The organism is Chitinophaga sp. sic0106, from assembly GCF_019219075.1.
In the GTDB taxonomy this organism is placed as follows: domain Bacteria; phylum Bacteroidota; class Bacteroidia; order Chitinophagales; family Chitinophagaceae; genus Chitinophaga.
Genome location: NZ_JAHUWJ010000002.1, coordinates 373,205 through 398,131, shown reverse-complemented (window position 1 = coordinate 398,131; position 24,927 = coordinate 373,205). Strand labels below are relative to the sequence as shown.

Here is a 24,927-nt window from a genome sequence, read left to right as displayed (position 1 = left end):
ACAAAACCCGAATCACTATACATGGATACGCAAAAAATACTGTTCATCGTACTTGCACTGGGTGCAGCCTATATGATTTACAGTACCGCCAAAGACCTGATCAAAAAGAAGTCTTCCAAAGAGCCGGAGGCACCGGCATCTTCCCAAAACAACAACAGCAACAGCAATACCATATTGCCTCTACAGCTGCAAGCCTATGAAAGAATGGCCTTGTATGTAGAAAGAATTTCGCCGCAAAGCCTGATTGGCCGCATCTATCAGCAGGGCATGACCACCGTGGACATGCAGCTGGCCATGATACAGCACATCAAAGCGGAATACGATCATAACGTTACACAGCAGATATATGTAACTACCCAAACCTGGGAAGCCATTAAAACACTGAAGGAACAAACCATTTCGGTAATTAACCAGGTAGCTGGCAGTCTGCCTCAGGATGCACCGGCCATGGAACTGAACAAACAAATCCTCGAGGTATTTGCCGCAGCAGGCGCCTCTCCCAATGAGCTCGTAGCGCAGATCATTAATACAGAAGCTAAAAAGCTGATGAAATAATTACGGCAAAGGCTATCTGACACGAATCACTTCATTCATCAGGTAGCCTTTTCCATTGAAATGAATGTAGAGCGGATAGCCCAGGTACCACGGAATACCCGGTTGTTTAAAATGTACCTGTATGTGCAGATGCGGCTCCGTACTAAAGCCTGAGTTCCCGATACAGGCCAGCGGCTGGCCCGTCACTACCTCCTGCCCTTCGTGCACGATCACACTATTCATACGCAGGTGCCCCATAAATATGTAACTGTTGGGCGTTTCCAGCAAAACCTGGTTGGTATTCCTAGGACCCCGCTTCATATTGGGCGGTATATTGTCCGGGTTGTTGCCGTAAGCCCTTACTACACGGCCATCGCAAGGTGCGTACACGGTATCTCCAAAAATCTCATAATCATTTAATTTTTTAGAGAAGATACGATCGGCTCGTCCGCCGAAGTTGTTCAGTTTCACAATATCCATTGCGTACACTGCGCCACGGAGGCTGAAATGAAACAGGTTGGTAGGCAGCCCTTTTCCTCCCTGTAATACAAAGTAATTCCCTTTTTTAAATGGAAAGGTGAGGTTGATCACGTCCGGCTTTCCGGTAGTACCGGTGAAATACAGTATACTCAGCACCGTTAGTAACCCCGTAAAAAACAGGTTCAGCATTACCTTCCATCTGGCCACCGGTGGCAGTTGCTGTTTTTTATTTCGGAAGAAGATCAATCCCAGCGTTAGCAATATCAGTATCCCAAAGGCATAGCCTGCATAGATGGTGAGGTACACCCAGGTACCGAAGAGATACAGAAAAACGCCCAGGGACAAGCCAGCCAGCAGGGTGCTGTAAGAGGCTGACAGCGGGCGGCAGCCCGACTTCCAAATAAGCCGGATACTGAAAAATGATAATAGTAACGTAATTCCAAGCAGCAGGTAGATAATCATCGGCGGCGTTAACTTTACTGCAAAATATCAATATTTTTCTCCACGGCGAAGTACCATAATAATTATGTAACATTGCAATGATAGTACCAATCTACGATGGAAAAGCAAATTCAAACCGATTCGGGCATTAACATTGCGCCTGTATATACGCAGGAAGTCCCCATGCATGAACTTCCAGGAGCGTTTCCTTATACCAGGGGTATACATGCCACCATGTATCGCGATAAGCTCTGGACCATGCGCCAGTACGCCGGCTTCAGTACGGCAGAAGCCTCCAATGAACGTTATCATTACCTGCTGAGTCAGGGTGTAATGGGACTCAGCGTAGCCTTCGACCTCCCCACCCAGATCGGGTACGACTCCGACCATGCCATGTCGGAAGGAGAAGTAGGAAAAGTGGGCGTGGCCATAGATTCCCTGGAAGATATGGAGCGCCTGTTTAAAGGCATCGAGCTGGAAAAGATTTCCACTTCCATGACCATCAACGCTACCGGTTTCATACTGCTGGCGCTCTACATCGCATTGGCGAAAAAGCAGGGTGCTGATCTGAAAAAGATTTCCGGTACCATTCAAAATGATATTTTAAAAGAATACGCAGCCAGAGGCACTTTCATCTACCCTCCGAAGCCCTCTATGCGTATCATCACTGATATTTTCGATTACTGCAGCCGCGAAGTGCCTAAATGGAATACCATTTCCATTTCCGGTTACCATATCCGCGAAGCTGGTGCAAACGCTGTACAGGAGCTGGCTTTCACCCTTTCTAACGGGAAGGCCTATCTGAAAGCGGCACTGGAGAAAGGCCTTGAGATCAACGTATTTGCCAAACGCCTCTCCTTCTTCTTTAACGCGCATAACCACCTGTTTGAAGAAGTAGCGAAGTTCCGCGCCGCCAGGCGTATGTGGGCACAGATCACTACGGAGCTGGGTGCTACCGATCCAAAGGCACAGATGCTGCGTTTCCACACACAAACCGGCGGCAGCACGCTTACCGCGCAACAACCGCTTAACAATATTGTGCGTGTAGCTATTCAGACCATGGCTGCCACTATGGGTGGTACACAGTCGCTCCATACCAACGGCTACGACGAAGCCCTCTCCCTGCCTACAGAAGAAGCGGCACGCATTGCGCTGCGCACCCAGCAGATCGTAGGATATGAAAGCGGCATCCCTGACACCGTTGATCCATTGGCGGGCTCCTTCTACGTAGAAGCACTGACCAACGAAGTGGAAAGCAAAGCCTGGGAGCTGATACATAAAATTGACGCGATGGGCGGCGCTGTAAGCGCTATTGAACAAGGATTTGTGCAGGATGAGATTGCAAAAAGTGCTTACCGCTACCAGAAAGAAATTGAAAGCAACGAGAAAATCATCGTGGGCGTAAATAAATTTACCTCCACGGATAATAATCCACCAGAAGTTTTTCGCATTGATGACAGTATCAGAAAGGTACAGTCCGAGCGACTGGCGGACCTCCGCTCCCGCAGAAACAATGAGGCCGTAAACGCCCTGCTGGCACGCATCCGCGCAGCAGCGCATACCACAGAAAACTTAATGCCTATCGTAGTGGAAGCAGTAGAAGCCCTCGCTACCCTCGGTGAAATCGCCGATGCACTCCGTGCCGAATGGGGAGAATATCATTAAGGAAAAAAATATTTAATATTAAATTTGCGACACAAAATAACTGCATAACTTGATTTACCGTAATACTTGTCCGCTTTGTGGTTCTTCACAGATTCATGAAGTGTTAACTGCAAAAGACTACACTGTATCTAAAGAAACCTTTGGTATCTGGCACTGCGGTACCTGTACCGGCCGATTTACCCAGAATGTACCTGATGGCGCCAATATCGGCCGCTATTATCAGTCGCAGGAATACATCTCCCATTCTGAAACTAAAGAAGGATTAATCAATCGTTTATACCACAGCGTACGTAAGATCACGCTGCGCTCCAAGCAAAACTGGGTACGTAATGCTACCGGCATGAAAACCGGCACTGTACTGGATATTGGCAGCGGCACCGGCGCATTCCTCCATTACATGAAAACCGGCGGCTGGACGGTCACCGGCCTGGAACCAGACGAAACCGCCCGCCACAATGCTAAACAACTCTACCAGATTGAAGCGTTGCCGGTTGATCAGCTGTTTCATTTACCACATCAGCAGTACGATGCTATTACCATGTGGCATGTAATGGAACATGTGCATGAACTGCATGCCTACATCAAACAAATACGCCAGCTGGTAAAACCGGATGGCGCTATCCTGATTGCGGTACCCAACTATACTTCCCTGGACGCAGACTTCTACAAACAATACTGGGCAGCATATGATGTGCCACGTCACTTATATCACTTCTCCCCTACTTCCATGGAGCAGCTGCTGGCGCATCATGGCATTAAAGTAGTGAAGAAACATCCGATGGTGTTTGACGGTTTTTATGTGAGCCTGCTGAGTGAGAAGTATAAAACCGGGAAGAGCAGATTGCTGCAGGGTTTCATTCATGGATTGCGATCGTATAGAAGAGGATTGAAGCAGGTGGATAGGTGTAGTTCGATTGTGTATGAGTGTAAGTTATAACTATAACAGAAAGGGCTCCGAAACAGGAGCCCTTTCTGTTATAACCTATTTGCTAACCTTCTAAGCTTTCTCTGCTCTTTTCTATCATTAGCTAATCCTGTTCTTGTGCAAATGTGCGTATACAGAAACCTCGGGACTTTCTTACCAGTAGGATAAGTATCCCTAAAATAGCTATAAACGATATATTTTTGTCCCTCTTCAAATATAACACCACAGTCACTACGTCCGGTGCCGGTGAAAATCGTTAACTCCTTCTGCCCTATCTCTCCCTTAAACCTCGTCTCTACCTCCAGGATGTATTCCATTATTGGAATTTTAATTTCTTCCCGCAGCGTATCTGGTAAGTAGACAAGTTTTTTTGCTATTACCTTTCCTATGATCACAACATCTGCATGCTTAAATTCTTCCTTTACGGACAACTCATCCATACAGGAACAACAATAGCCGATCGAATAACTAAATAACAGGAATGTTATCAATATTAATTGCTTCATAGCGATTATTTTATGCGTAATTCTTATCCAGATAAAAACCTAAAAATGACAATGGCTCCTGTACAGGAGCCATTGTTTATATCTTATAAAGATGGAGATCAATTCACCAATTTCATCTCATCCACCAATCTCGTACATCCTGCAAACTTATCCACGATAAACAGCACATACCTGATATCTACCATAATATTTCTACAGATAGAAGGATCATAGTTAATGTCACTCATCGTACCTTCCCAGGTGCGGTCAAAGTTAAGTCCGATCAGCTGGCCGTACGCATTGAGTGCAGGGCTGCCGGAGTTACCGCCGGTAGTATGGTTGGAGGCAATGAAGCATACCGGCATACGACCGTTCACGCCATATTTACCGTAGTCTTTTTTCTTATAGAGTTCAATCAGTTTTGCCGGTACATCAAATTCATAATCTCCTGGAATGTATTTTTCCATTACACCATCCAGCCAGGTATAGTAGTCATATTCTACTGCATCTTTAGGGCTGTAGCCATCTACTTTACCGTAGGTTACACGCAGGGTGCTGTTAGCGTCCGGATAGAAGTTTTTCTTTCCTTCGAATACGTCCATCTGTGCTTTCATGTAGGTACGCTGACGTTTGTTGATGTCCAGTTGCAGCGCGTTGAGTTGAGGCGCTACCTGTTTGGCAAATCCTTCGCGGAGGAAGATGGCCAGCTGTACTGCCGGATCATTCACTGCCTGTTGCATCATCTGGTCGAATGGTAATTGCGCCAGGGCATTTACTTTATCGAAGCCGGTAAATGCAGAGGTGGCGTATACGTAATCGGCCAGTTTACGACTGTCGCCATTATACTTTTTCCAGGTAGCATTGAATTTTGCATCGCGGAAGTTTTCCGGCACTTTGTTTACGTAAATATCCATCAGGCTGATGAACACGTCTTTATCCACTCCGGCGTTGAAGTTGGCGTAAAATGCTTTCATCGCATCCTGGAAAGCGGTGCGTGCTTTCGTGTATTCGTCGGCATTACCTTTTTGCGCTGCTGCATTGTCGGTATATTCCAGGAATTTATCAATGGCAGTATATATTTCCGCGTTCTTAGTGAGTTCACTGTAGTAATCGCGGGCCTGTGCGTATGGATTGATCTGTATGTAGAGCGCATTGAGGGTATCCAGTACGCCGGCATACTGTTGTTTCAGTGCCGGGTTGGCATTCATGAGTTTGTTATACTCCGCCTCATAGCGCTGTTTTTTACCGATACCATCGGTTTTTTTGATGCCCAGCATCTCGCCCTGCCATTTTTTCCAATAGTTGGCAGTAGAAGCAAATTTAGCCGCATACTGAATTTTGATCTGCTCGTTTTTGCGCATATAGCCATCAATTACTTTGAGGGCAGCATCGCGCATTTCCACTTTAGCGAAATCCAGGACCTCTACAGTCTGTTTTACCGCTTCGGAAGGCAGGTACTCCATCGTACGGCCAGGAAAGCCCATTACCATGGTAAAATCGTCTTTTTTCACGCCTTTCATGGAGATAGGCAGGAAGTATTTAGGCTTTAAAGGCACATTGTCTTTGGAGTATTCCGCTGGCTTACCGTCTTTACCGGCATAAATGCGGAACATGCTGAAATCGCCGGTATGACGTGGCCATACCCAGTTATCTGTATCTGAGCCGAACTTACCAATGGAAGACGGCGGGGTACCTACCAGGCGTACATCCTTATAGGTTTCGGTTACGAACAGGTAGTATTTATTGCCTTCGAAGAAAGGCTTGATCATCACATCCTGCCAGGATTCGCGCTTGGCCGACTTCCTGATCTCCGCCAGCTGTTGGTCGATGGCTGATTGTCTTTCCGTTTCGGACATCGCTTTGGTAACACCGGCGGTCACCTGTTTGGTGATATCGTCGATCCGGACGATGAAGGTAGCGGTGAGTCCGGCATTAGGCAGTTCTTCGGCGAATGTTTTGGCCCAGAAGCCATTTTCCAGATAATTATTTTCCAGTGAAGAATGCTTCTGGATGGAGCCATAGCCGCAATGGTGGTTGGTCAAAATGAGCCCTTGGGAAGATATTACTTCCGCTGTGCAAAAACCACCGAAACTAACAATGGCATCTTTGAGACTGCCTTTATTGATATTGTAGATATCTGAGGCGTTGATTTTCATACCCATACCCTTCATCTCCTTCTCATTGAGATTAGAGAGCAACTGCGGTAACCACATACCCTCAGTAGCATGAACGTGCTGCGATAGTACGATGAGTACCAACAGCAGACTCGACTTCACTGATTTTAACAACATATCTGATATTCTTTTAATAAAGCTGGCAATTTACATCATTCATCGACATAATCTCCCAGTTTGAAGAGTTATTGGCAGATAATTGGCCAGATTGGCCCAAATTTCAATAGCGTATTTAAATTCTGTCGTGCATGATTCGCTTAAAATCTTCTGTCGTTCTGGCTCACCTGACCGGGTGGTTAATCCTGGTATGCCTGTCGCTGTTTTTCATCAGCGGGCAGGCGGATGATGACCGCGCCTGGCAAGTGCTCTTCTCTCCGGAGTTTTTTGTTTTCATCTTCACCTATTCTTCTCTGTTTTATTTTCATACCAACTTCCTGTTTCCTCAATTATTCTTTCGCAAGCATCATGTGCTATATTTTTTATCGTTGCTTTTATTACTGCTGATGGTAAACCTCATGCAGCCGTTTGACCACCTGTTCCGGCGCTTCACAGGACCGCATATGCCCATGCCTCCGGGGCCGCCACCTCCTATGCCGCATATACCCGGGCACTTTCATTCGGATTACTTCAGCCTGTTTTTATTTATGCTCACCATTGCATTAAGTGTGGCTATTGAAACCACACACCGGTGGCGGCAAACAGAGAAGCGGGCCTTGTACGCCGAAACCCGGAAAACGCAGGCCGAGCTATCGTTTCTGAAAGCACAGATCAACCCGCATTTCCTGTTTAACACGTTGAATAATATTTATTCTCTCGCCATTACACATAGTGAGTTTGCAGGCCCCAGCATTATGAAACTCTCCAATATGCTACGGTATGTGACGGAGGAAAATAAAAATTATGTATTGCTGCAGGGCGAAATTGCCTGTCTGCACGACTATATTGACTTACAACGCCTGCGCCTTAGTAAACAAACTTCCGTTGGCTTCTCCGTGTCAGGAGAAGCCAGCTTTAAGTGCATTGCGCCGCTGGTGTTACTACCTTTTATTGAAAACGCGTTTAAATATGGCATCAGCAATCATGAGTCCAGCGCCATTAATATCACGTTGAACATTGAAGACGATGCCGTGCACTTCGACTGCATCAACAGGATCTTCCGGATAGGTCAGCCGGAGAACCGCACCGGCATTGGCATTTCAAATACTATTCAACGGCTGGATCATTTATACCCGGAACGTTATTCATTGCTTACTGAAGAAAAAGATGGCTTTTACCATGTTTCATTAAAACTGAGGGGATTGTATGGAGATAAAATTCATAGCGATAGATGATGAGCCACCAGCTTTAGCTATCATCAATAAGTATGCAGGGCAATATAAAGACCTGCGGCTGGTAAAAACCTTTGACGATGCTATTACTGCCGCTACGTGGCTGCGCCATTACCCCGTGGATCTCATCTTCCTGGATATACAAATGCCGGACCTCAATGGCATAGAGCTGGCCAGGATTATAGGAAAGGGTCCGAAAATCATATTTACCACCGCCTACAAACAATATGCTTACGATGGGTTTGAACTCAATGCAGTTGACTATCTCCTAAAACCTTTTAGTATGGAAAGGTTTGAAAAGGCAATAGAAAAAGTATTTGCGCTTAGCAGTCAGCAGCAGGAACTACCCGCCGAAAACTACCTGGTAGTACACTCCTCCTACCAGGTAGTACGGATCCGGCTTGATCGCATCCGCTATATAGAAAGCAGAAAAGATTACCTGCAAATACATTTGCACGATGGCCCGCCTGTATGGACATTGATGACGATGAAGAAAGTGGTAGAATGTTTACCGGCAGAGCAGTTCAGCCGGATACACCGGAGTTATGTGGTGCCGGTCAACGGTGTAAGATCAGTGAGTAACAGGCGGGTAAAACTAAACTGCGGAATCATTTTGCCGGTGGGCGATAGTTACCATGAGTTTTTGAAAGCATGGAAACAACCTTAAAGGTTGTTTTCTCAGCCACTGATGCGGATAGTATGTACCAGGTCATAACCACCCGTTGCATTTACTGTAACTGCTGCCAGCTCAGCATACAGAGAGTCTGCAAACACCATATCTGCACTGTTTCTGGCAACAGCCGTATTCTGACCATGTGCCGCATATAAATCCGTTTTATATACCAGTGCATTGATATCATCCGGGAAGGCTATCTGTGTGGTTACTTTCAGCGTATCGCTGACGTACACCTGTGCATGAATATGGGTAATTCTTCCGGTATACCAGCCGGGGTAGATGGTGGCAAATTTCACCTGGCCGTTAGCATCCGTTGTCTGGATACCGCGGCAAAATGTGGCGGCTTCATTGTTTTGTGTACCCAGGTAGCCGTTGTTCGTATAACCAGAGTAGTAACCATCTTTATCACAATGCCATACATCCACGCGGGCGTTTGCCAACGGGAGGCAGTTGTTATTTACATTCAGTACATTGATAGTAACGTAAAGGGGAATACCGGTTTTACCTTCGGTGATATCCACATGGGTGATGGTGCTGTTACGACTTGCGTACAGTGGATATGGGCCGTCTGTTTCTTCGGGAGATTTGGCACAGGCGCTGTTGTTGCTGTTTGAATCGTCGTCGGTGCTGGCACTGCTTTTCTTACAGGCGCTGATCACGATAGGCATTGCTGCTGCACTTACCAGCAGGTTTTTTAAGAATTTCTTCCTGGATTGTTCCATATGGTTTTATTTTCTCCAAATATTTCCAATACGCTTCAAAAAATAAAATTAAGTCGATAAACAGGTGCGAAGTATCGGCAGAGAAAATAAAGGGAGGCGCAGCACTTCTTGTGCTCGACAGATTTACACCCAAAATAAGATATGGGGTAAACCCTGGCTGCACCTCCCGGGAAGTTTTACCGCAATTATTTTTTGCGGGGAACGCCAGGCTTGCGGCCCGGCGTTAAGTGGATTAAGAAGTTAATACCTTATTGATACAGGTATTTCAATGCAATAATATCATTTGAATTGAAGGTACGGTTGCCACCATTGGAGCAAGCCAGCATCCAGGAGTTAGGATCAGCGGCTGATGGTGTACCAGGAATCAGGATGGCACCTACACCGGCAGAACCTTCGTTTGAGGCACTTCCTCCGCAGCTGTAAGCGCGGTTCATGTAGTCGGTATGACGCATACCCAGGCAGTGGCCAATTTCATGCTGAATAACAGAACCTACATACAGCACATTTGGATTGCTGCCATATGCATACTGGTTAGTGTTCATCAGGATCTGACTGTACGGATTACCACTGGCAGTTGGGAAGCCTGCGGAACCTAAGGTAATGTAACCACCGCTTGGACCTTCATTGAAGCCCTGGATGGTAATGTTAGCTGTACCGGAGGTAACGCGCTGGAAGGTAAGGCGCAGTCCCAGTCGGTTATAGCGGGCAATTGCGGTATCAGTACCAGCGATAAAGGCAGTTCCTAAACCAGAAACTTTAATTTTAATAACACGTGGCAGTCCGGTCACCAGCCGGGTAGTACGATACTGTTCTGTTTGTGCCACCTGTAAGGTAGGACCGCTAACTTTCTGTTTCAGCTGATCGTGGGAAAGGAAAATATCCCCTTCCACAATCACGCCGCCGTCGGCGCTGTGAACATCATTTGTAGAAAAGCCATAGGCTTTGATTTGCGCTAACACATCTTCAGATACTTCTTGCGGTTTAGCATCTTCGTTTGTGTTGCTTTTTTGACAGGATACAACGGCTACAATAGCCATGAGGGCAAATAAAACACTAAGTGTTTGTTTTTTCATAGACTCAGATTTTGGGTTTTTAGAATAAAAAAATATCTACAAGTGTTTTCTTTTTTACATAGCAGTGCTATTGTGACCCGTTAGGTGTCATTCAGCTGGAACCAGCGCTGCGCACGGATTCCGTCACCACGGTAGCATAGGAAGCGAAAGACTATCTTCCCTGCTGCTGCGTGAATAGCGTATATCGTTATGTAACTAACATTGATGGTAACTCGGTGATTGCTATAGCTTTTAATGTATACTTGTTGCTGGCAAGTACAGGCTCTCAGTTTTTCTCATAGCAAAACTACAGCTCACGAGGAGGCTTCCATAAACGGCAGTTTTCTTAATGATTGGTGATGATTTACAACGCCGGTGCTAACCGGTAGTATTCAGATTTGCTCTTCAGATTAACTAACTAATTATTGTGCGATTTAGCTCAGATTTTGTTGAAGTTTTTCATTTACAACTTACGTATCCAATATTACAACTTTCGTTTTATTTAAAAAAAACATTTTGCAAAACTCTTTAGAAAAAAATTGGATCAAACAATTTAATGCAGTAGATTAGAAAGGCCATTGCCATTCAAAACGCAATATTTCGCCTTGTCCCGCATGAACCACTATCTGCCCAAACTCATTCTGCTATTCACTTTGCTGTTTTTCTGCCGCAACATTTCCGCGCAGCAGTTGTTATCTGCAGACAGTGTGCGGTACCGCTACGGTTTACAACCGATTGCTGCAACATCTACCGAAACAACCACCGGTAACTGGCTGGTAATATTTAAAAAGTCAGTAGCGCCGCAGCGGCTCGAAGCCTATGGTCTCCGCAAAATCATTCATAGTAAAGCTTACATTATTCAGCAGCAAATCCCTGAAAATGAACTATCAAAACAACTCGTGTTTCAGGGCCCTGCCAACTACAACTGGAAAGCCAGTGAAGCACTGTTGCAGCAGCTGGAAAAAACCGGTAAAAATGATAGTATTACTGTTAGAGTAAGTATAAAAAATGAACTGCCTGCAGTGCCCTTTATCACTATTATTAGTTTACGGAGAGATTATAATATTGCAATGGTGAAACTGCCCGTAAAGCAATGGGATGTGTTCATCGCAGATACGCTGATCACCTTTGCTGACATGCCCAGAAAGGCTTTAACAGAAATGATCCTGAACGGGGCTAACCCATACGTGAACCGTATCAACATTGCGCAGGAAAAATTTCCCGGTATCGACGGAAAAAGTATAGCCGTTAGCGTTAAGGAAGATAAATTTGATACTACCGACCTCGACTACGCCGGCCGTATCATCTATAACCCCAACGCCTCTACGAATGTAACCTCCCATGCCACTACTATGGCCACCATCATTGCGGGAGCAGGCAATACCGGCGCACTCGGCCTGGGAGCCGCGCCAGCAGCGGGACTCAGCAGTTCCAATTTCAACATAACGCTGCTGCCCGACACGGCCACCTACTACCGCCAGTATAACATCTCCCTGCAAAACCACTCCTATGGTACTGAAATAGAAAATTTTTACGGCCCCGATGCGGCTGCCTATGATAAACAAATCTATGAAGCAGACACCCTGCAACATGTATTTTCTGCCGGCAACATCGGTGGCCAACCGGCCAACTCCGGCATCTATCAGGGATTGATATACGCCAACCTCACCGGCAACGTAAAACAGGCCAAAAACCTGCTGGTGGTGGGTGGCACAGATGCCGCCGGTAATTTCATTTCCCTGTCCAGCCACGGCCCCGCATTCGACGGACGCATCAAACCGGAACTTTCCGCCTTCGGGCAGGATGGTACCTCCGGCGCCGCTGCTACCATCACCGGCATCAGCACCCTGTTGCAGGACTACTGGAAACAACAAACGTTTACGCCCCTGCCGGCCGCATTGCTCAAGGTTATTTTGCTCAACAGCGCCAGCAGAGCCACCGGCACAGGGCCCAATTATAAATCGGGCTATGGCAGCGCCAACGCTCTCCACGCACTGCAAACGCTGAAAGACAAACGCTACGGCAAAGGCAGCGCCACCAGCAACAGCAGCACCAGCATCGACCTGAACATACCAGATAATATACAGGAGCTGAAAGTAACCCTTTACTGGAACGATGTACCGGCAACTGTTAACGCGACCAAAGCCCTCGTCAACGACCTCGATTTACGTGTAACCGGCACCGATGGTAATTTATATCTCCCCTGGATATTAAACCCTGCCCCGGACTCCCTGGCACTGCCAGCTAAACGCGGCAGAGACACACTGAATAATATTGAACAGGTAACCATTACCAACCCCGCCGCAGGCACAGCACATATTAACATCAGCGCCAGCCAGCTGCGCAGCGCACAAACCTGGTACTATGCCTACGAAATGGTGCCAAAGTCTACTTTCGCCTGGCATAACCCCGACGCACAAACGATTTTCGAGGCTAATACCAACGCAGACCTCTACTGGGAAAGCACATTTACCGGCAATGGTAACCTGCAATATAGCCTGGATAGCGGCACAACATGGGAACCCATCGTATCCGACTACCCGCTCAGCACCGGCTACATTGGCTTGTTCCTGCCGGATGCATTCAGTAAAGCAATGCTGCGCTTCCAGCTGCCGGATACGAGCTTTACCAGTCCCGCCTTCATCATTTCCCCGAAAGTGAGCATACAAACAGGTTTCAATTGCGCCGACAGCGCTTTCATATTCTGGGATCACCTTCCAGGAGCCACCATGTATAACATTTATAACATGGGAAAAACACAGCTGCAGCCTTACCGGCAAACGGCCGACACCTTTTTATTTATCGGCAAGTCGCAACTCAGCTCCAGCAATTTCGCAGTAGGCCCCGTGAGTGCCGCCGGCTGGGAAGGGTACCGCAGCTATACGGTCGATTTCACCACCCAGGGGGTGGACTGCTATGTAAAAAGCCTGATTGCCGATAAAACCACTGAAAACATTGTACAGCTATCCCTCTACCTTGGTAGCACCTACCAGCTGAAGGAGATCATCTGGCAGCGTTATAACGGAAAGTCCTGGGAAAACCTGCAAACCACGCCTATTACCAGCTCCCTGCTGTATTACTATACCGACCCTAATACCTGGGAAGGGCTGATGTACTACCGCGTACAACTAAACACCCTTGATGGCAGGGCGTTTTACTCGGATATTTCCACCGTGCAGATTTTCAAAACTGATAACATCATGGTATTCCCGAACCCGGTGGTGAATACGCTGGGCATCATGGACCCGGTGGTAAGGGAGCGGCAGGTGGTGATTACCGATATGAGCGGGCGCGAAAGAATGCGGGTAACGATTACAGATAGTCTGGCAGGAATTGGTGTATCGCAGCTGCCGGCGGGCGTGTATAACTGTACTATATATTTTAACGGGCAGCGGATATATAACAGGAAGTTCGTGAAGCAGTAGCGCCGCAAAGCAACCGATTAAGATGGCAAAATACCATAAAAAAAGCCCTCGCGGATGCGAGGGCTTATTCATCTATATGCTTAATTAAAGTAATTCTTGATGAATGTCGGTTACAGGTGAATTGCTTCGCCGTAAGCTACTTCGATAGCGTCTTTTACTGACTCGCTCATAGTTGGGTGCGGGTGGATAGAGTCCAGCACTTCCTGGTAAGTAGTTTCCAGTTTACGTGCCACCACTGTTTCAGCGATGATTTCAGTAACGTTAGCACCGATCATGTGCGTACCCAGCCACTCGCCGTATTTGGCGTCGAAGATTACTTTTACGAAACCTTCTGTAGCGCCGGCTGCTGTTGCTTTTCCGGATGCAGAGAATGGGAATTTACCCACTTTCACTTCGTAACCAGCTTCACGTGCTGCTTTCTCGGTATAACCTACAGAAGCAACTTCAGGTGCGCAATAAGTACAGCCTGGGATGTTCATGTAGTCGATGGTGGCAGGTTTGTGAGCGTATTTTTTCTCGTTGTAAGCCAGTGCTTCCACGCAAACGATCGCTTCTTTAGATGCTACGTGTGCCAGTGCCTGACCAGGAACCATGTCGCCGATAGCGTAAACGCCAGGAACGTTGGTTTGATAGTAACCATCTACTACAACGCGACCTTTATCAGTTTTAATGCCCAGTTGTTCCAGACCGATGTTTTCGATGTTGGCAGCGATACCAACAGCGCTCAGCACCACGTCTGCTTCCAGGGAGATTTCACCGGTAGCGGTTTTAACTTTCGCTTTAACACCGTTGCCAGTAGCTTCTACTGCTTCAACGGAAGCGTTGGTCATAATTTCGATACCTTTCTTCTTGTAGATTTTTTCCAGTTCTTTGGAGATATCTTCGTCTTCTACCGGAACGATGCGAGGCATGAATTCAACGATAGTTACTTTAGTACCGAGGGTAGCGTAGAAATAAGCGAATTCTACACCGATAGCGCCAGAACCTACAACGATCATGGATTTAGGCTGTGTAGGCAGGGCGAGTGCTTCGCGGTAGCCGATCACATTTTTACCATCGATTTTCAGGTTAGGCAGTTCGCGTGCACGGGCACCAGTTGCCAGGATGATGTGTTTTGCATCATGTACGGTAGCTTTACCATCTTTATCGGTAACTTCTACCTGGCCTTTGGATTTCAGTTTTCCATTGCCCATGAGCACATCAATCTTGTTCTTTTTCATCAGGAACTGTACGCCCCTGCTCATTTTATCAGCAACGCCACGACTACGTTTGATTACTGCCGGGAAGTCCACCTGTGCGTCAGCAACGGTGATACCATAGTCCTTGGAATGCTGCATATATTCCAATACCTGCGCAGATTTCAGTAATGCCTTAGTAGGAATACAGCCCCAGTTTAAACAGATACCACCCAGGTTCTCTCTTTCCACGATAGCGGTCTTAAATCCCAGCTGTGAAGCACGGATAGCAGCCACATATCCGCCGGGCCCACTACCAATTACGATAACGTCGTATGCCATATTGTTTAATTTTTATAAAACTTGCCAAAGGTAGAAATTAATTGTTGAATTCCACAATTATCGCAGATCTACCACTTCCACACCCGGATATTTTTTAGGGTCAAAGAGGAATGTTGCGTCTGTTACAGCCGCATTTGGCGTAAAGTTGGTGATTTCGTAAGTATAACGGTTGCCGTTTTTCTCGAAAACCTTCATTTTCGCGATATTCTGGGCTTTTTTATCCACTGACACGATCACCTTGAAGATGTTCTTGGATTTGTCGGTAGGCGTCATTTCAACGTTCTGCAGCACCTTTCCCTTCTCGGTAGTTTCCGGAGTAAGGCGGTACAGGAAGTCTTTATCATAAAAATTGGTAAACAGCTTGGCAGGAGTAATAGCGCCGCTGCTCTGATCCACGTTATTAATAGTAACCTCGTTCACATCTTTCGCATAGGTCCAGGAAGTTTTGTTATCGCTGATAATCTCCTGCCCATCCATGGTTACCTTGTATTTGGAACCTTTCATATAAACGGTGCCTTTCTTGGAATCAGCCACACTGTTGTTGGCACCTTCCACTTTCAGCACAAAATTAGCGACTACGGACTTCAGGGTTTTGAACCTGGAGCTTACTCCATCCAGTACGGTTTTAGCTTTGGGATCGCTCGCCTGTTTGGTTTGCGCCATACCGCTGAAAGTGATGCCACTCAGTAACAATCCTGTAAATATTAATTTCTTCATCGTAGTTCTTTTTTAATTTACCCCCGTATAGTCAAAAGCTATGCCGGCAGGGGTGGTTGTGTCGTTTGAGGGTTCAAAATTCGTATAATTCTGCGAAAAGCGACCTCATATTTGATTTTTTGGTAATGATTATAACAAATCATTAAGAATTTCCTGTAGTTCGGAGTCGGTTTTCACCAGCACTTCCCTGGCCTTACTGCCCATATTAGGCCCTACGATACCGGCTGCTTCCAGCTGGTCCATGAGTCGCCCTGCCCTGTTATACCCCAGTTTCATTCGGCGTTGCAGCAAAGACGTAGATCCCTGCTGGGTTTGCACAATCACTTGGGCAGCCTCTTCAAACAGCGGGTCACGATCGCTCAGGCTGAGCTCGCGGCCTTCCGGATCTTTGTCATCTACATATTCAGGCAGCAGAAAAGCGTCAGGATAGCCTTTCTGGTTGCCGATGAACTCTGCCACACTTTCCACTTCCGGCGTATCTACGAAGGCACACTGCAACCTTACCAGCTCCCCGTTAAAGGATACGAGCATATCCCCCTGTCCTATCAGCTGCTCGGCGCCACCGATGTCCAGGATAGTGCGGGAGTCGATTTTAGACGATACTTTAAAGGCTATACGCGCCGGGAAGTTGGCCTTGATGGTACCGGTGATAATGTTTACGGACGGGCGCTGGGTAGCAATGATCAGGTGGATACCTACGGCACGCGCCAGCTGCGCCAGTCGCGCAATCGGCATTTCCACCTCTTTACCGGCCGTCATGATCAGATCCGCGAACTCATCCACCACCAGCACGATAAACGGCAGGTAGCGGTGTCCTTTCTGCGGGTTCAGGCGGCGCTGGGTGAACTTGCTGTTATATTCGCGGATATTGCGGGTGCCGGCTTCCTTAAGCAGGTCGTAGCGCAAATCCATTTCTATGCACAAGGCATTGAGGGTATGAATTACTTTCTTGGTATCTGTAATAATGGCATCATCTTCTCCCGGTAATTTGGCCAGAAAATGCTTCTCAATGAGTTTATAGAGGGAGAGCTCCACCTTTTTCGGGTCCACCAGTACAAACTTCAGCTGGGAAGGATGTTTTTTGTACAGCAGGGAAACAAGCAGGGTATTGATACCTACGGATTTACCCTGACCTGTGGCACCAGCCATGAGCAGGTGAGGCATCTTGGCTAGGTCGGCAATGAAGTTTTCATTATCGATCTTTTTACCGATGGCAATCGGCAGGTCCATGGTGCTGTTCTGGAATTTTTCGGAGGCCAGCAGGGCTTTCAGCGATACAATTGATTTCTTCACGTTAGGCACCTCAATACCAATAGTACCCTTGCCCGGTATAGGAGCAATGATACGGATACCCAGTGCTGACAGGCTTAGCGCAATATCGTCTTCCAGGTTTTTTATCCGGGAGATACGAACGCCCGCTGCGGGCACTATTTCGTATAGGGTCACCGTTGGCCCCACCGTAGCGCTGATTTTCTGAATAGAAATATCGTAGTTCTTCAGCGTATCGATGATCTGGTTCTTGTTCTTTTCCAGTTCGGTGGTGTCCTGCACAATTACTTTGTCGGCATTGTGATTTTCCAGGAGGTCGAGTCCCGGGAAGCGATAGTTACTCAGGTCCAGCGATGGGTCATACGGATCTACCGGCACGGCTTCCCTCACCGGCACTATATCTTCTCCTTCATCTTCGTCGTCGTTATAGGTAGGCTTGATTTCAAACGCTACTTCTTCTGTATTATTTTTCTTTCTGGATGCTGGTTCCTGCGGCAGTGGCAGGTCCTGGGCTTTTTCTACCGATTCATCGATGAGGAGCATCGGTCCGGCAGCTTCGAGTTCTTCTTCCGTGTAGTCCTCATCATCTTCCAAAGTCATATGCTCCGGCATTGATAACGGTACTGCCGGTGCATGATGGGCCGGAATCACGGTGATATCATCTTTTTCTACCAATTGCATAGGTGGCAGGTCTTCCTCCTCTTCCTCTTCACCTGGCGGTATCACCATCACGCCTGTATTATCTTTCAGGCCATTACTTTTTTCCCGGGGAGATGTTACGGGTTGTTCCGCAGCAGGGACAATGGGGCTCACAGCGGCCGCAGGGACAGGCACAGGCTTTGGTGGTTTAGGCTTACTTTCCGGCCATTTGAAATCGAAGTTGAATTTCCAGATCAGCCAGGAGAAGCCCAGCACCAGCAGCAGCAGGGCAGTTCCGGTTTTGCCTACAAACCCGGAGGTCCATTTGGTGAGTGCATTTCCTACGGCTCCGCCGAATGGAAATTCCGCACCAAAAGAGAGGAACGACATCGACATACTGATGAACAGCAGGCCGAATAAAATATATTTCACGTTACGCCATACACGAAACACGCGGCGGCCAACGATAAAATTTACACCGATGATAAAAAAGAAATAGCAAAACAGATAGGATGCAATCCCAAAGCCATTGTAAAAGAAACCATGGGAAACAAAGGCACCCAGGCGACCCAGGAGGTTATCTACGCTTACATCTCCAAAGAATAATTCACGGGTAGAATAGCGGTTAACTTTATCAAAATCATCTTCCCAACTGAAAATATAGGAAGTGAATGCGATAAAACAATAGACGGACAGCAGCAAAAAGAACGCCCCCATTACTTTATGGGTACGCTCATCCTTCACCAGCTCCTTTACTTTTACTTCTGCCTCTTTATCTTTCTTCAGCACTTCAGGGTTGGGGGCAGGAGCGGCTTTGGCTTTTTTGCTCTCCGGTTTTTCGGTTTTCAGTTTATTCTTGGACATAATTTCTATCAAAAGTTGTGACTACCTGCCCACCGGCGGCAACTGCAATATCCAGTGCGCGATGAATTCCGGTACCAGGGGGTCAATGGTTTGCTCCAGTGTTATGTACTCCTTGTCTGTACATGTATTACAGGACTGGAACAGGTGGTTTAATCCGGCAAATTTGCGAACAGTCACCATTATATTTCCATTCTCTGTCAATCCCCGTTCCAATGCATTCAAGTTGGGCTCTGCCAGTACCTGCTGATCATTTGCACCGTTGACTGCCATGAACGGACAACGGATTTCCCTCAGATAGGTTACTGGTTTATAATGTAATATAGATAACATTTCCGGACTAACGACGCCTTCCGCAGCAAATTGTTGCTTGTCTACCGATTGCTTTACGGCCGCAGGAAGCTGATCATATATGGCTTCCAGGGCTCTGGTACCTGCCGCATTGGTTTCTGCCACTGTTTTACCAGTCATGAGTGCATCCCGATACGGTTTCATCAGCGCCGCGTCTTCTGCAATTTCCTTATCTGACAGGCCCGCCGCCCTTGCCGCGATGATTTGCTGTTGCGCTGATAACTCGCTTCCGGTAACACCCATCCCCGCCATCGATACCACAAAGGCCATTGCAGGATTATTGGCCGCCAGGATCTGGGCTGATAAAGCCCCTTCTCCAAATCCGAGTACGCCAATACTATGCGGATCAATATCTATACGCGTTTTCAGGTATCTTACTGCTGCGGCCGCATCTCTGGCTGTGCCAAAAATATCGGTCGTATCTGTGTTACCACCACTTCCTCCAACACCACGTTTATCGAAGCGCAGGCTGGCAATACCATTCTGCGCAAAATAATCGGCCATTACCAGAAACATTTTATGACGGGCAGTTTCATTATCCCTGTTTTTTGCACCCGCACCAGGTATCATCACTACCACCGGAAAATTATTGGCGAAGTTAGCCGGTCTTACAAATGTTCCTGCCAGCCTTACGCTATCCGCATCATTCTGAAAAGACACTTCTTCCGTACGGTAAGCGAATGGTGGCTTAGGTTCCTGTGGTCGCGGATATACCAGTTCCGCGGTGTTAATTACTTTATGAGTTAACGTAACATCCTGATTAATATTTCCCCAGATAAATTTTCCGGAGATAGAATCTTTGCGGGGACTAACTTTACCGATAAATACGAGGTCGATTTCCCGAAGGCGGAGAAAGAGAAGGCCTGCATTCAGGCTGACGGAGTCAAAGGCTTTAAATTCAGTTACGCGGTCAGGAAAGCCAATACTACCGGTTAGTTTACCGCCATAGGTGGTGAGGTTAATCGTTGTACGGAGCTTCTCATTGTTGGCACTTACTACACCATACCAGTTACCCATTATTTTGTCTGCCTCCTGGGCAGTTGCAGACTGGGCTATCACCAGTACCATCATCCACACTAATAAAAGTCTTTGCATCTTGAATATTTTCTATGACAGGCGTTTGATTTTTTTCTCGCAAAGCAGCATAAGGGGCATAAGCAGCAAAGGCCTTTTGTTGTTTTGCGTTTTTTGCGAATAGCGCAGGGCCGCAGGCCCTGCGCTATTCGCAATCAGGGGATGACAAAGCATCCCCTGATTGCGAATTATGATTTAATCTTCAGTACAGAAAGTAACAGCAGCACCCAACCTACGATAAAGAATACGCCACCGATAGGCGTGATAATACCCAGTTTAGAAAGCCCTACTGTTTCAGTAGCTTTCATCATGGTAAGCAGGTACAGCGAGCCGGAGAACAGGAAGATCCCGATAATAAAGCATCTGCCTGCCCACAGCATTTGTGTGCCGGGAGCCTGTGCAAAAAGGATACCGGTTACCAGCAGTGCAAATACGTGATAGAATTGATAGGTAACGCCCGTCTGAAAGGTGCCTACTGTTTCGGGAGGTACCAGCTCTTTCAGCTTATGTGCGCCAAATGCGCCCAACACGACTGCCAGGGCTCCCAACGCCGCTGCCCAAACTAAAAAACTCTTATGCATGGTCTATATTTTTGGTAAATGTTTCCAGGGAAATATCGTCGGAAGCGATGATATGCATGGACTGCTGATAAAAGGGCAACCGCTCGGCCAGCTTTCTTTCTACGAATACTGCCAGCTCTTCATCATCCAGGTCCTGGATCAGCGGGCGCTTAGCCTTTTTCCTGGATAACCGTTCCACCATGGTAGGTACCGATGGATTGATCCAGATGGTGATACCACGCTCGTTCATGAAATCCATGTTGTTTTCAAAACAAGGCGTGCCGCCACCGCAGGAGATCAGGAATTTATCCTGCCTGGACAGCTCGCGCAACAACATACTCTCCTTCTCCCGGAAGTAATCTTCCCCTTTGGCAGCAAAGATATCGCTAATGGCCATTTCCTCTGTTTCCACGATCACGTCGTCGAGATCATAGAAAGGCAGGCCCCAGACATCTGCAAGCTGTTTACCCCAATAGGATTTTCCGGCTCCCATAAAACCGAGTAAGAATATTTTCATATTACGGTACAGTTATGAATTAGTTTGACTTTCAGCCACCGGATGTGTCCATGCCAGGCATAGGTCGTCTTCCAATATATATTGCAAATATAATTGCGTATTTGTATCCGGCTTCACAAAATTGGCGGTAATAAATCCGGCCGGCATAAATGGGAATGGCTGTAAGCGCATGTTCTCCCGAAAGTCAACACTGCCGAGGCCATACCATTTGAACATGGCCTCTTTCGCACTCCAGCAGATAGTTTGGTGCTTCAGCGTATTCACAGGGTCAATGAACGCCTGCTCTGCGGGCGACAGGAACTTCGGCGCCACCTTCCCGATCTTGGGCTGAACGCCTTCAATATCAATCCCCACAGCACCTTTGCGGCTCACGATGGCAGCGGCATAGTCGCCACAATGCGAAATGGAAAAATGAAAGCTGCCACAATGTAATACCGGTTTGCGTGTATCGGCCACCACTACTTCCTGCAGGGGAAAATCAGGAAACAGGGTGATGAGGAGCAAACGGCCGGCATAGTGCTGTAAGCGCTTATGCGGGTGGTGTATGGCCCTGCTAATGGTTATTTGCTCCTGGAAGAAGGCTTCTTGTTCACTAATTTTCCACAACCCAAGCCTGGTGTCCGGATCAATTTGTATGGTACGTATTAATGGCATATCTTGCCAAATTAATAGAAAAAAGGTGAATAAAAGCGCAATCCCTGCCGGTATTAGCTTTTCTTTAACCGCTTTTTACACCAATCCGAATTACTAATAGCTAAAGCAAACACCTATCACATGATTTTGTCAGACAAACGCATCTTGGAGGAAATTGAGAAAGGCACGATCGTGATTTCTCCTTACGACAGGAAGTACCTGGGCACCAATTCCTACGACGTACACCTGGGCAAATACCTCGCTACCTACAAGAACCGCGTATTGGATGCACGCCAGCACAATGAAATTGAGCATTTTGAGATTCCTGAAGAAGGCTTTGTGCTGCAACCTGGCACCCTCTACCTGGGTGTAACCGATGAATACACTGAAACACACGCCCACGTGCCTTTCCTGGAAGGTAAATCCAGCACCGGCCGTTTGGGTATTGATATTCATGCTACCGCCGGCAAAGGGGATGTAGGCTTCTGCAACACCTGGACGCTGGAAATCTCCTGTGCACAGCCGGTACGGGTATATGCGGGCATGCCGATTGGCCAGCTGATCTACTTTGTAGTGGAAGGCGATGTCGAAACATTCTATAACAAGAAAGGGAATGCGAAGTATAACGGTCGCACGATCAAGCCGGTAGAGAGTATGATGTGGAAGAATGAGTTTTAATATCTTAATGATATAATGAAAAGCGGTTGCATATGGTATGCAACCGCTTTTTTTGTTTTTATGACACCTTCGGTGTCATGATAGAGAGTTCCGCGCTGCGCGCGGTAACTGCCAGTAGTCAAGCGGATTATCTTTCATGCTGCGTGTGGCGCAGCAGCCCCACACTGGCGTTTAATCGTGAGCCGAAGGCACACGGTTAAACAATAAAATTCACTACATGTGCTTCCGTTTGCCCCGGCACTTCCAGCTTACGCACCAGCTGATGCAGCGCCTTTTCAGGAATGGCATATTTCCTTTGGGCATTCTGCTTAAACAACTTTTCCGCCGGAACCTCCACGTATACAATCGTCACGTGGGCATTATAGGTCATGCAGAGGCTCACCAGCTGCTGCCGCATTTGCCGGGTGATATTGGTGGCATTCCACACAAAGTTTTTCCCTGCACGCAGGTAGCCCCTCGCCTGCTCTTTGGCTTCCTGGATAATAGTTCCGTTGGCACTCTTATCTGTTGGGTCTACCCTTTTTTCCCTGCGTAGGTTATCGGGAGATACCATTGCCCACTCTTTATAATTGCGCTGTACATAGGTATCCTTGCCGGCACCTGGCAGGCCACTCATCAGTATCACCTCACTCCCGGAAACCGGGAATGGTACATAGTCCGGAGCCACCTCTTCTTTCAACAGGTAATTCATTTTAGCCGCGGCAGTTTCAAATGCTTTTGGCTGGCCCCAGCATTGCTGCTCGCGGGCCAGTGCCTCAAAGCAATCGATGCGGTAGAGCAGCTCTTCCTGATCATGACAAATGCGGCCCAGCACATCCGCACGTGCAAGCGTGGCCAGCATGGCTGTATCTACATCCAGGCTGGCGCTGATCAGGGCTTTTACCGGATCTGGCTTATCAAATACCCAGAGTGGCAGGCCATGGTAGCGTACCAGCCAGGATATCTGCTCACGGATGGCGAATGGCGTGGGTATCTCCTCGAACAGGATATTCCTGGCCGTCATGGCGCCGCGGCGGGCATGGCCTGGGGATACGATGGAGCCATCGTCCAGCGTTTCGGTAGTGCTGAACTTTTCTACATCGTGAAGCAGGGCGGCGGCCCAGAGTGCTTCCTGCTGCTGTGGCGGTAGTTGCTGCCAGGCCGGCAGCTGCCCGAGTGCTTCCACTACCATACGGGTGTGGGTGGCCACATCCCCTTCCGCGTGGTGGACGGGGCTTTGCGGCACACCATCCATACGACTGATCCAATACCAGGTATCGTGCAGGTGTGCCCAGGATTTATTTTTATCGATGGTCCACATAGTTACCTCCTTCGTGATTCAGCCTGGCCCTGCGCCAGTGGCGGGTCCAGTGCTGATCGGTTTTTACGTGTCCTTTTCTTACATATTTAAACACGTTATTAGCAAATTCATTTACCGGATAGCCGTTAGCGTTACGACTCACCAGGCCTTCCATGGTAGTGGGGTTACCGGTAACGGTATCGTATGGATCAAAGCTCCCGCGGCCCTGTGTCAGTTCCAGCGTGTGCTTTTCAAACGCCTGTCGTGTAGCCGGTGGCGTTACTACGGCTACTACCGGTACGGTGGGCAGGTCGAGCATACGGGCATAGAACACCGTTTCCTCCCAGCTAAACCATCTGTCGTGCTCGCGGATACCAAACACATAAAAGTGATGATCCAGGTTCCTGTATTCAATACTATGTACTGCATACAGGTTTTCCAGGAAGATTTCAAGGTCACCGAGGTCGTGCCGCACCTGGTTCCAGTAAGTGCGGATGGAGGCTGTCCATGCCGAGGTGGTGGGTGCTGCATGTGAGCGCGCAAACACACCATGGCGGGAAAGACAGTTATTTTCTCCATCCAGTTTCTCCGTATGAATGATTTGGGGGATCTGCGTGAGCACATCCCAATAGTTATATTGAATACGATCGTCGCTGGTGGTACCGGGAGAAAACGGGTAATGCCAGGTACGGCCGTACTTTTGTGAAATCGCCATGATTGGATGATTGGAGTAAACAATAAGATCACAGGCCGTTTCCGGGGAAACGACTAAGGCTGGAAAATTAATATGCCTGCGATATTACATGGCTCAAGGTTTTGCTATTTATATTTTAAATGCGGTGCAAAAATACAGAAAAAAACCATCCATGTATAACATCCCCTGCCGCATCGGCCAAAAATAGTATCTTACAGGACAACGTTTAAC

General features: G+C 47.6%; 21 protein-coding genes. 7 read left to right on the top strand and 14 right to left on the bottom strand.

Going from position 1 to position 24,927, the window contains the following annotated elements; translation table 11 throughout:
* Positions 1 to 21 precede the first annotated feature (21 nt).
* Positions 22 to 555, top strand: a complete 534-nt coding sequence (locus tag KW844_RS04380) for a hypothetical protein (protein ID WP_218375493.1) — start codon at positions 22 to 24, stop codon at positions 553 to 555.
* A gap of 12 nt (positions 556 to 567) precedes the next feature.
* Here KW844_RS04380 and KW844_RS04375 read toward each other — a convergent pair whose 3' ends face one another.
* Positions 568 to 1,476 carry a M23 family metallopeptidase gene (locus KW844_RS04375; RefSeq protein WP_218375492.1) on the bottom strand — a complete coding sequence of 303 codons (909 nt, stop codon included), beginning with the start codon at positions 1,474 to 1,476 and terminating at the stop codon, positions 568 to 570.
* A 96-nt stretch (positions 1,477 to 1,572) separates the two neighbouring features.
* On the opposite strand from KW844_RS04375, the gene KW844_RS04370 reads away from it, so the two are divergent.
* Positions 1,573 to 3,120: a methylmalonyl-CoA mutase gene (locus tag KW844_RS04370; RefSeq protein WP_218375491.1), complete on the top strand. Its 1,548-nt coding sequence runs from the start codon at positions 1,573 to 1,575 to the stop codon at positions 3,118 to 3,120.
* A 49-nt stretch (positions 3,121 to 3,169) separates the two neighbouring features.
* Positions 3,170 to 4,057, top strand: a complete 888-nt coding sequence (locus tag KW844_RS04365; protein ID WP_218375490.1) for a bifunctional 2-polyprenyl-6-hydroxyphenol methylase/3-demethylubiquinol 3-O-methyltransferase UbiG — start codon at positions 3,170 to 3,172, stop codon at positions 4,055 to 4,057.
* Between the two features lie 38 nt (positions 4,058 to 4,095).
* Here the strand turns inward: KW844_RS04365 and KW844_RS04360 are convergent, their stop codons facing one another.
* Together KW844_RS04360 and KW844_RS04355 are read right to left on the bottom strand one after the other, a co-directional pair.
* A complete protein-coding gene (locus tag KW844_RS04360) occupies positions 4,096 to 4,551 on the bottom strand; it encodes a hypothetical protein (RefSeq protein ID WP_218375489.1) in 456 nt (151 codons plus the stop codon).
* Between the two features lie 98 nt (positions 4,552 to 4,649).
* Positions 4,650 to 6,821: a S46 family peptidase gene (locus KW844_RS04355; protein ID WP_218375488.1), complete on the bottom strand. Its 2,172-nt coding sequence runs from the start codon at positions 6,819 to 6,821 to the stop codon at positions 4,650 to 4,652.
* A gap of 131 nt (positions 6,822 to 6,952) precedes the next feature.
* On the opposite strand from KW844_RS04355, the gene KW844_RS04350 reads away from it, so the two are divergent.
* Positions 6,953 to 8,035: a sensor histidine kinase gene (locus KW844_RS04350; RefSeq protein WP_218375487.1), complete on the top strand. Its 1,083-nt coding sequence runs from the start codon at positions 6,953 to 6,955 to the stop codon at positions 8,033 to 8,035.
* Positions 8,007 to 8,699, top strand: a complete 693-nt coding sequence (locus tag KW844_RS04345) for a LytTR family DNA-binding domain-containing protein (protein ID WP_218375486.1) — start codon at positions 8,007 to 8,009, stop codon at positions 8,697 to 8,699. The genes KW844_RS04350 and KW844_RS04345 overlap by 29 nt, the downstream gene beginning before the upstream one ends.
* 11 nt (positions 8,700 to 8,710) lie before the next feature.
* Here the strand turns inward: KW844_RS04345 and KW844_RS04340 are convergent, their stop codons facing one another.
* On the bottom strand, positions 8,711 to 9,430 hold the full coding sequence (locus tag KW844_RS04340) for an intradiol ring-cleavage dioxygenase (protein WP_218375485.1): 720 nt from the start codon (positions 9,428 to 9,430) through the stop codon (positions 8,711 to 8,713).
* Between the two features lie 248 nt (positions 9,431 to 9,678).
* Entirely contained in the window at positions 9,679 to 10,503 is an 825-nt protein-coding gene (locus tag KW844_RS04335; protein WP_218375484.1) for a M57 family metalloprotease, read from the bottom strand.
* Positions 10,504 to 11,096: 593 nt separating this feature from the next.
* Here KW844_RS04335 and KW844_RS04330 point away from each other — a divergent pair.
* A complete protein-coding gene (locus KW844_RS04330) occupies positions 11,097 to 13,907 on the top strand; it encodes a S8 family peptidase (protein ID WP_218375483.1) in 2,811 nt (936 codons plus the stop codon).
* A 110-nt stretch (positions 13,908 to 14,017) separates the two neighbouring features.
* Here KW844_RS04330 and lpdA read toward each other — a convergent pair whose 3' ends face one another.
* The 7 genes from lpdA to KW844_RS04295 all read right to left on the bottom strand — a co-directional run bounded on the left by lpdA (position 14,018) and on the right by KW844_RS04295 (position 22,066).
* Complete coding sequence (gene lpdA / locus KW844_RS04325; RefSeq protein WP_218375482.1) at positions 14,018 to 15,424, bottom strand: dihydrolipoyl dehydrogenase; 1,407 nt, start codon at positions 15,422 to 15,424, stop codon at positions 14,018 to 14,020.
* Positions 15,425 to 15,481: 57 nt separating this feature from the next.
* Positions 15,482 to 16,141, bottom strand: a complete 660-nt coding sequence (locus tag KW844_RS04320) for an outer membrane lipoprotein carrier protein LolA (RefSeq protein ID WP_218375481.1) — start codon at positions 16,139 to 16,141, stop codon at positions 15,482 to 15,484.
* A gap of 129 nt (positions 16,142 to 16,270) precedes the next feature.
* Complete coding sequence (locus KW844_RS04315) at positions 16,271 to 18,913, bottom strand: DNA translocase FtsK (protein WP_218375480.1); 2,643 nt, start codon at positions 18,911 to 18,913, stop codon at positions 16,271 to 16,273.
* Positions 18,914 to 18,934: 21 nt separating this feature from the next.
* Positions 18,935 to 20,356, bottom strand: a complete 1,422-nt coding sequence (locus KW844_RS04310) for a S9 family peptidase (protein ID WP_218375479.1) — start codon at positions 20,354 to 20,356, stop codon at positions 18,935 to 18,937.
* A 167-nt stretch (positions 20,357 to 20,523) separates the two neighbouring features.
* The gene (locus tag KW844_RS04305) at positions 20,524 to 20,916 is read right to left on the bottom strand and encodes a DUF423 domain-containing protein (protein ID WP_218375478.1); all 393 of its coding nucleotides are present in this window, start codon (positions 20,914 to 20,916) and stop codon (positions 20,524 to 20,526) included.
* Positions 20,909 to 21,412, bottom strand: coding sequence for a shikimate kinase (locus KW844_RS04300; protein WP_218375477.1), 504 nt, complete (start codon positions 21,410 to 21,412; stop codon positions 20,909 to 20,911). The genes KW844_RS04305 and KW844_RS04300 overlap by 8 nt, the downstream gene beginning before the upstream one ends.
* 12 nt (positions 21,413 to 21,424) lie before the next feature.
* Positions 21,425 to 22,066, bottom strand: a complete 642-nt coding sequence (locus KW844_RS04295; RefSeq protein WP_218375476.1) for a 4'-phosphopantetheinyl transferase superfamily protein — start codon at positions 22,064 to 22,066, stop codon at positions 21,425 to 21,427.
* Positions 22,067 to 22,186: 120 nt separating this feature from the next.
* On the opposite strand from KW844_RS04295, the gene dcd reads away from it, so the two are divergent.
* Positions 22,187 to 22,723, top strand: coding sequence for a dCTP deaminase (gene dcd / locus KW844_RS04290; RefSeq protein WP_218375475.1), 537 nt, complete (start codon positions 22,187 to 22,189; stop codon positions 22,721 to 22,723).
* A gap of 196 nt (positions 22,724 to 22,919) precedes the next feature.
* Here dcd and KW844_RS04285 read toward each other — a convergent pair whose 3' ends face one another.
* Both KW844_RS04285 and KW844_RS04280 read right to left on the bottom strand, forming a co-directional pair.
* Positions 22,920 to 24,023 (bottom strand): AAA family ATPase, encoded by a 1,104-nt coding sequence (locus KW844_RS04285; protein WP_218375474.1) that lies wholly within the window; start codon positions 24,021 to 24,023, stop codon positions 22,920 to 22,922.
* Entirely contained in the window at positions 24,007 to 24,717 is a 711-nt protein-coding gene (locus KW844_RS04280) for an RNA ligase family protein (protein WP_218375473.1), read from the bottom strand. Before KW844_RS04280 ends, KW844_RS04285 begins: the two co-directional genes overlap by 17 nt.
* Between the last annotated feature and the right edge of the window lie 210 nt (positions 24,718 to 24,927).

Excerpts from the sequence above, each read along its gene's own strand:
- KW844_RS04380 (WP_218375493.1), top strand. The coding sequence starts at position 22 with ATGGATACGCAAAAAATACTGTTCATCGTACTTGCACTGGGTGCAGCC.
- KW844_RS04375 (WP_218375492.1), bottom strand. The coding sequence starts at position 1,476 with ATGATTATCTACCTGCTGCTTGGAATTACGTTACTATTATCATTTTTC.
- KW844_RS04370 (WP_218375491.1), top strand. The coding sequence starts at position 1,573 with ATGGAAAAGCAAATTCAAACCGATTCGGGCATTAACATTGCGCCTGTA.
- KW844_RS04360 (WP_218375489.1), bottom strand. The coding sequence starts at position 4,551 with ATGAAGCAATTAATATTGATAACATTCCTGTTATTTAGTTATTCGATC.
- KW844_RS04355 (WP_218375488.1), bottom strand. The coding sequence starts at position 6,821 with ATGTTGTTAAAATCAGTGAAGTCGAGTCTGCTGTTGGTACTCATCGTA.
- KW844_RS04350 (WP_218375487.1), top strand. The coding sequence starts at position 6,953 with ATGATTCGCTTAAAATCTTCTGTCGTTCTGGCTCACCTGACCGGGTGG.
- KW844_RS04345 (WP_218375486.1), top strand. The coding sequence starts at position 8,007 with ATGGAGATAAAATTCATAGCGATAGATGATGAGCCACCAGCTTTAGCT.
- KW844_RS04340 (WP_218375485.1), bottom strand. The coding sequence starts at position 9,430 with ATGGAACAATCCAGGAAGAAATTCTTAAAAAACCTGCTGGTAAGTGCA.
- KW844_RS04335 (WP_218375484.1), bottom strand. The coding sequence starts at position 10,503 with ATGAAAAAACAAACACTTAGTGTTTTATTTGCCCTCATGGCTATTGTA.
- KW844_RS04330 (WP_218375483.1), top strand. The coding sequence starts at position 11,097 with ATGAACCACTATCTGCCCAAACTCATTCTGCTATTCACTTTGCTGTTT.
- lpdA (WP_218375482.1), bottom strand. The coding sequence starts at position 15,424 with ATGGCATACGACGTTATCGTAATTGGTAGTGGGCCCGGCGGATATGTG.
- KW844_RS04320 (WP_218375481.1), bottom strand. The coding sequence starts at position 16,141 with ATGAAGAAATTAATATTTACAGGATTGTTACTGAGTGGCATCACTTTC.
- KW844_RS04315 (WP_218375480.1), bottom strand. The coding sequence starts at position 18,913 with ATGTCCAAGAATAAACTGAAAACCGAAAAACCGGAGAGCAAAAAAGCC.
- KW844_RS04310 (WP_218375479.1), bottom strand. The coding sequence starts at position 20,356 with ATGCAAAGACTTTTATTAGTGTGGATGATGGTACTGGTGATAGCCCAG.
- KW844_RS04305 (WP_218375478.1), bottom strand. The coding sequence starts at position 20,916 with ATGCATAAGAGTTTTTTAGTTTGGGCAGCGGCGTTGGGAGCCCTGGCA.
- KW844_RS04300 (WP_218375477.1), bottom strand. The coding sequence starts at position 21,412 with ATGAAAATATTCTTACTCGGTTTTATGGGAGCCGGAAAATCCTATTGG.
- KW844_RS04295 (WP_218375476.1), bottom strand. The coding sequence starts at position 22,066 with ATGCCATTAATACGTACCATACAAATTGATCCGGACACCAGGCTTGGG.
- dcd (WP_218375475.1), top strand. The coding sequence starts at position 22,187 with ATGATTTTGTCAGACAAACGCATCTTGGAGGAAATTGAGAAAGGCACG.
- KW844_RS04285 (WP_218375474.1), bottom strand. The coding sequence starts at position 24,023 with ATGTGGACCATCGATAAAAATAAATCCTGGGCACACCTGCACGATACC.
- KW844_RS04280 (WP_218375473.1), bottom strand. The coding sequence starts at position 24,717 with ATGGCGATTTCACAAAAGTACGGCCGTACCTGGCATTACCCGTTTTCT.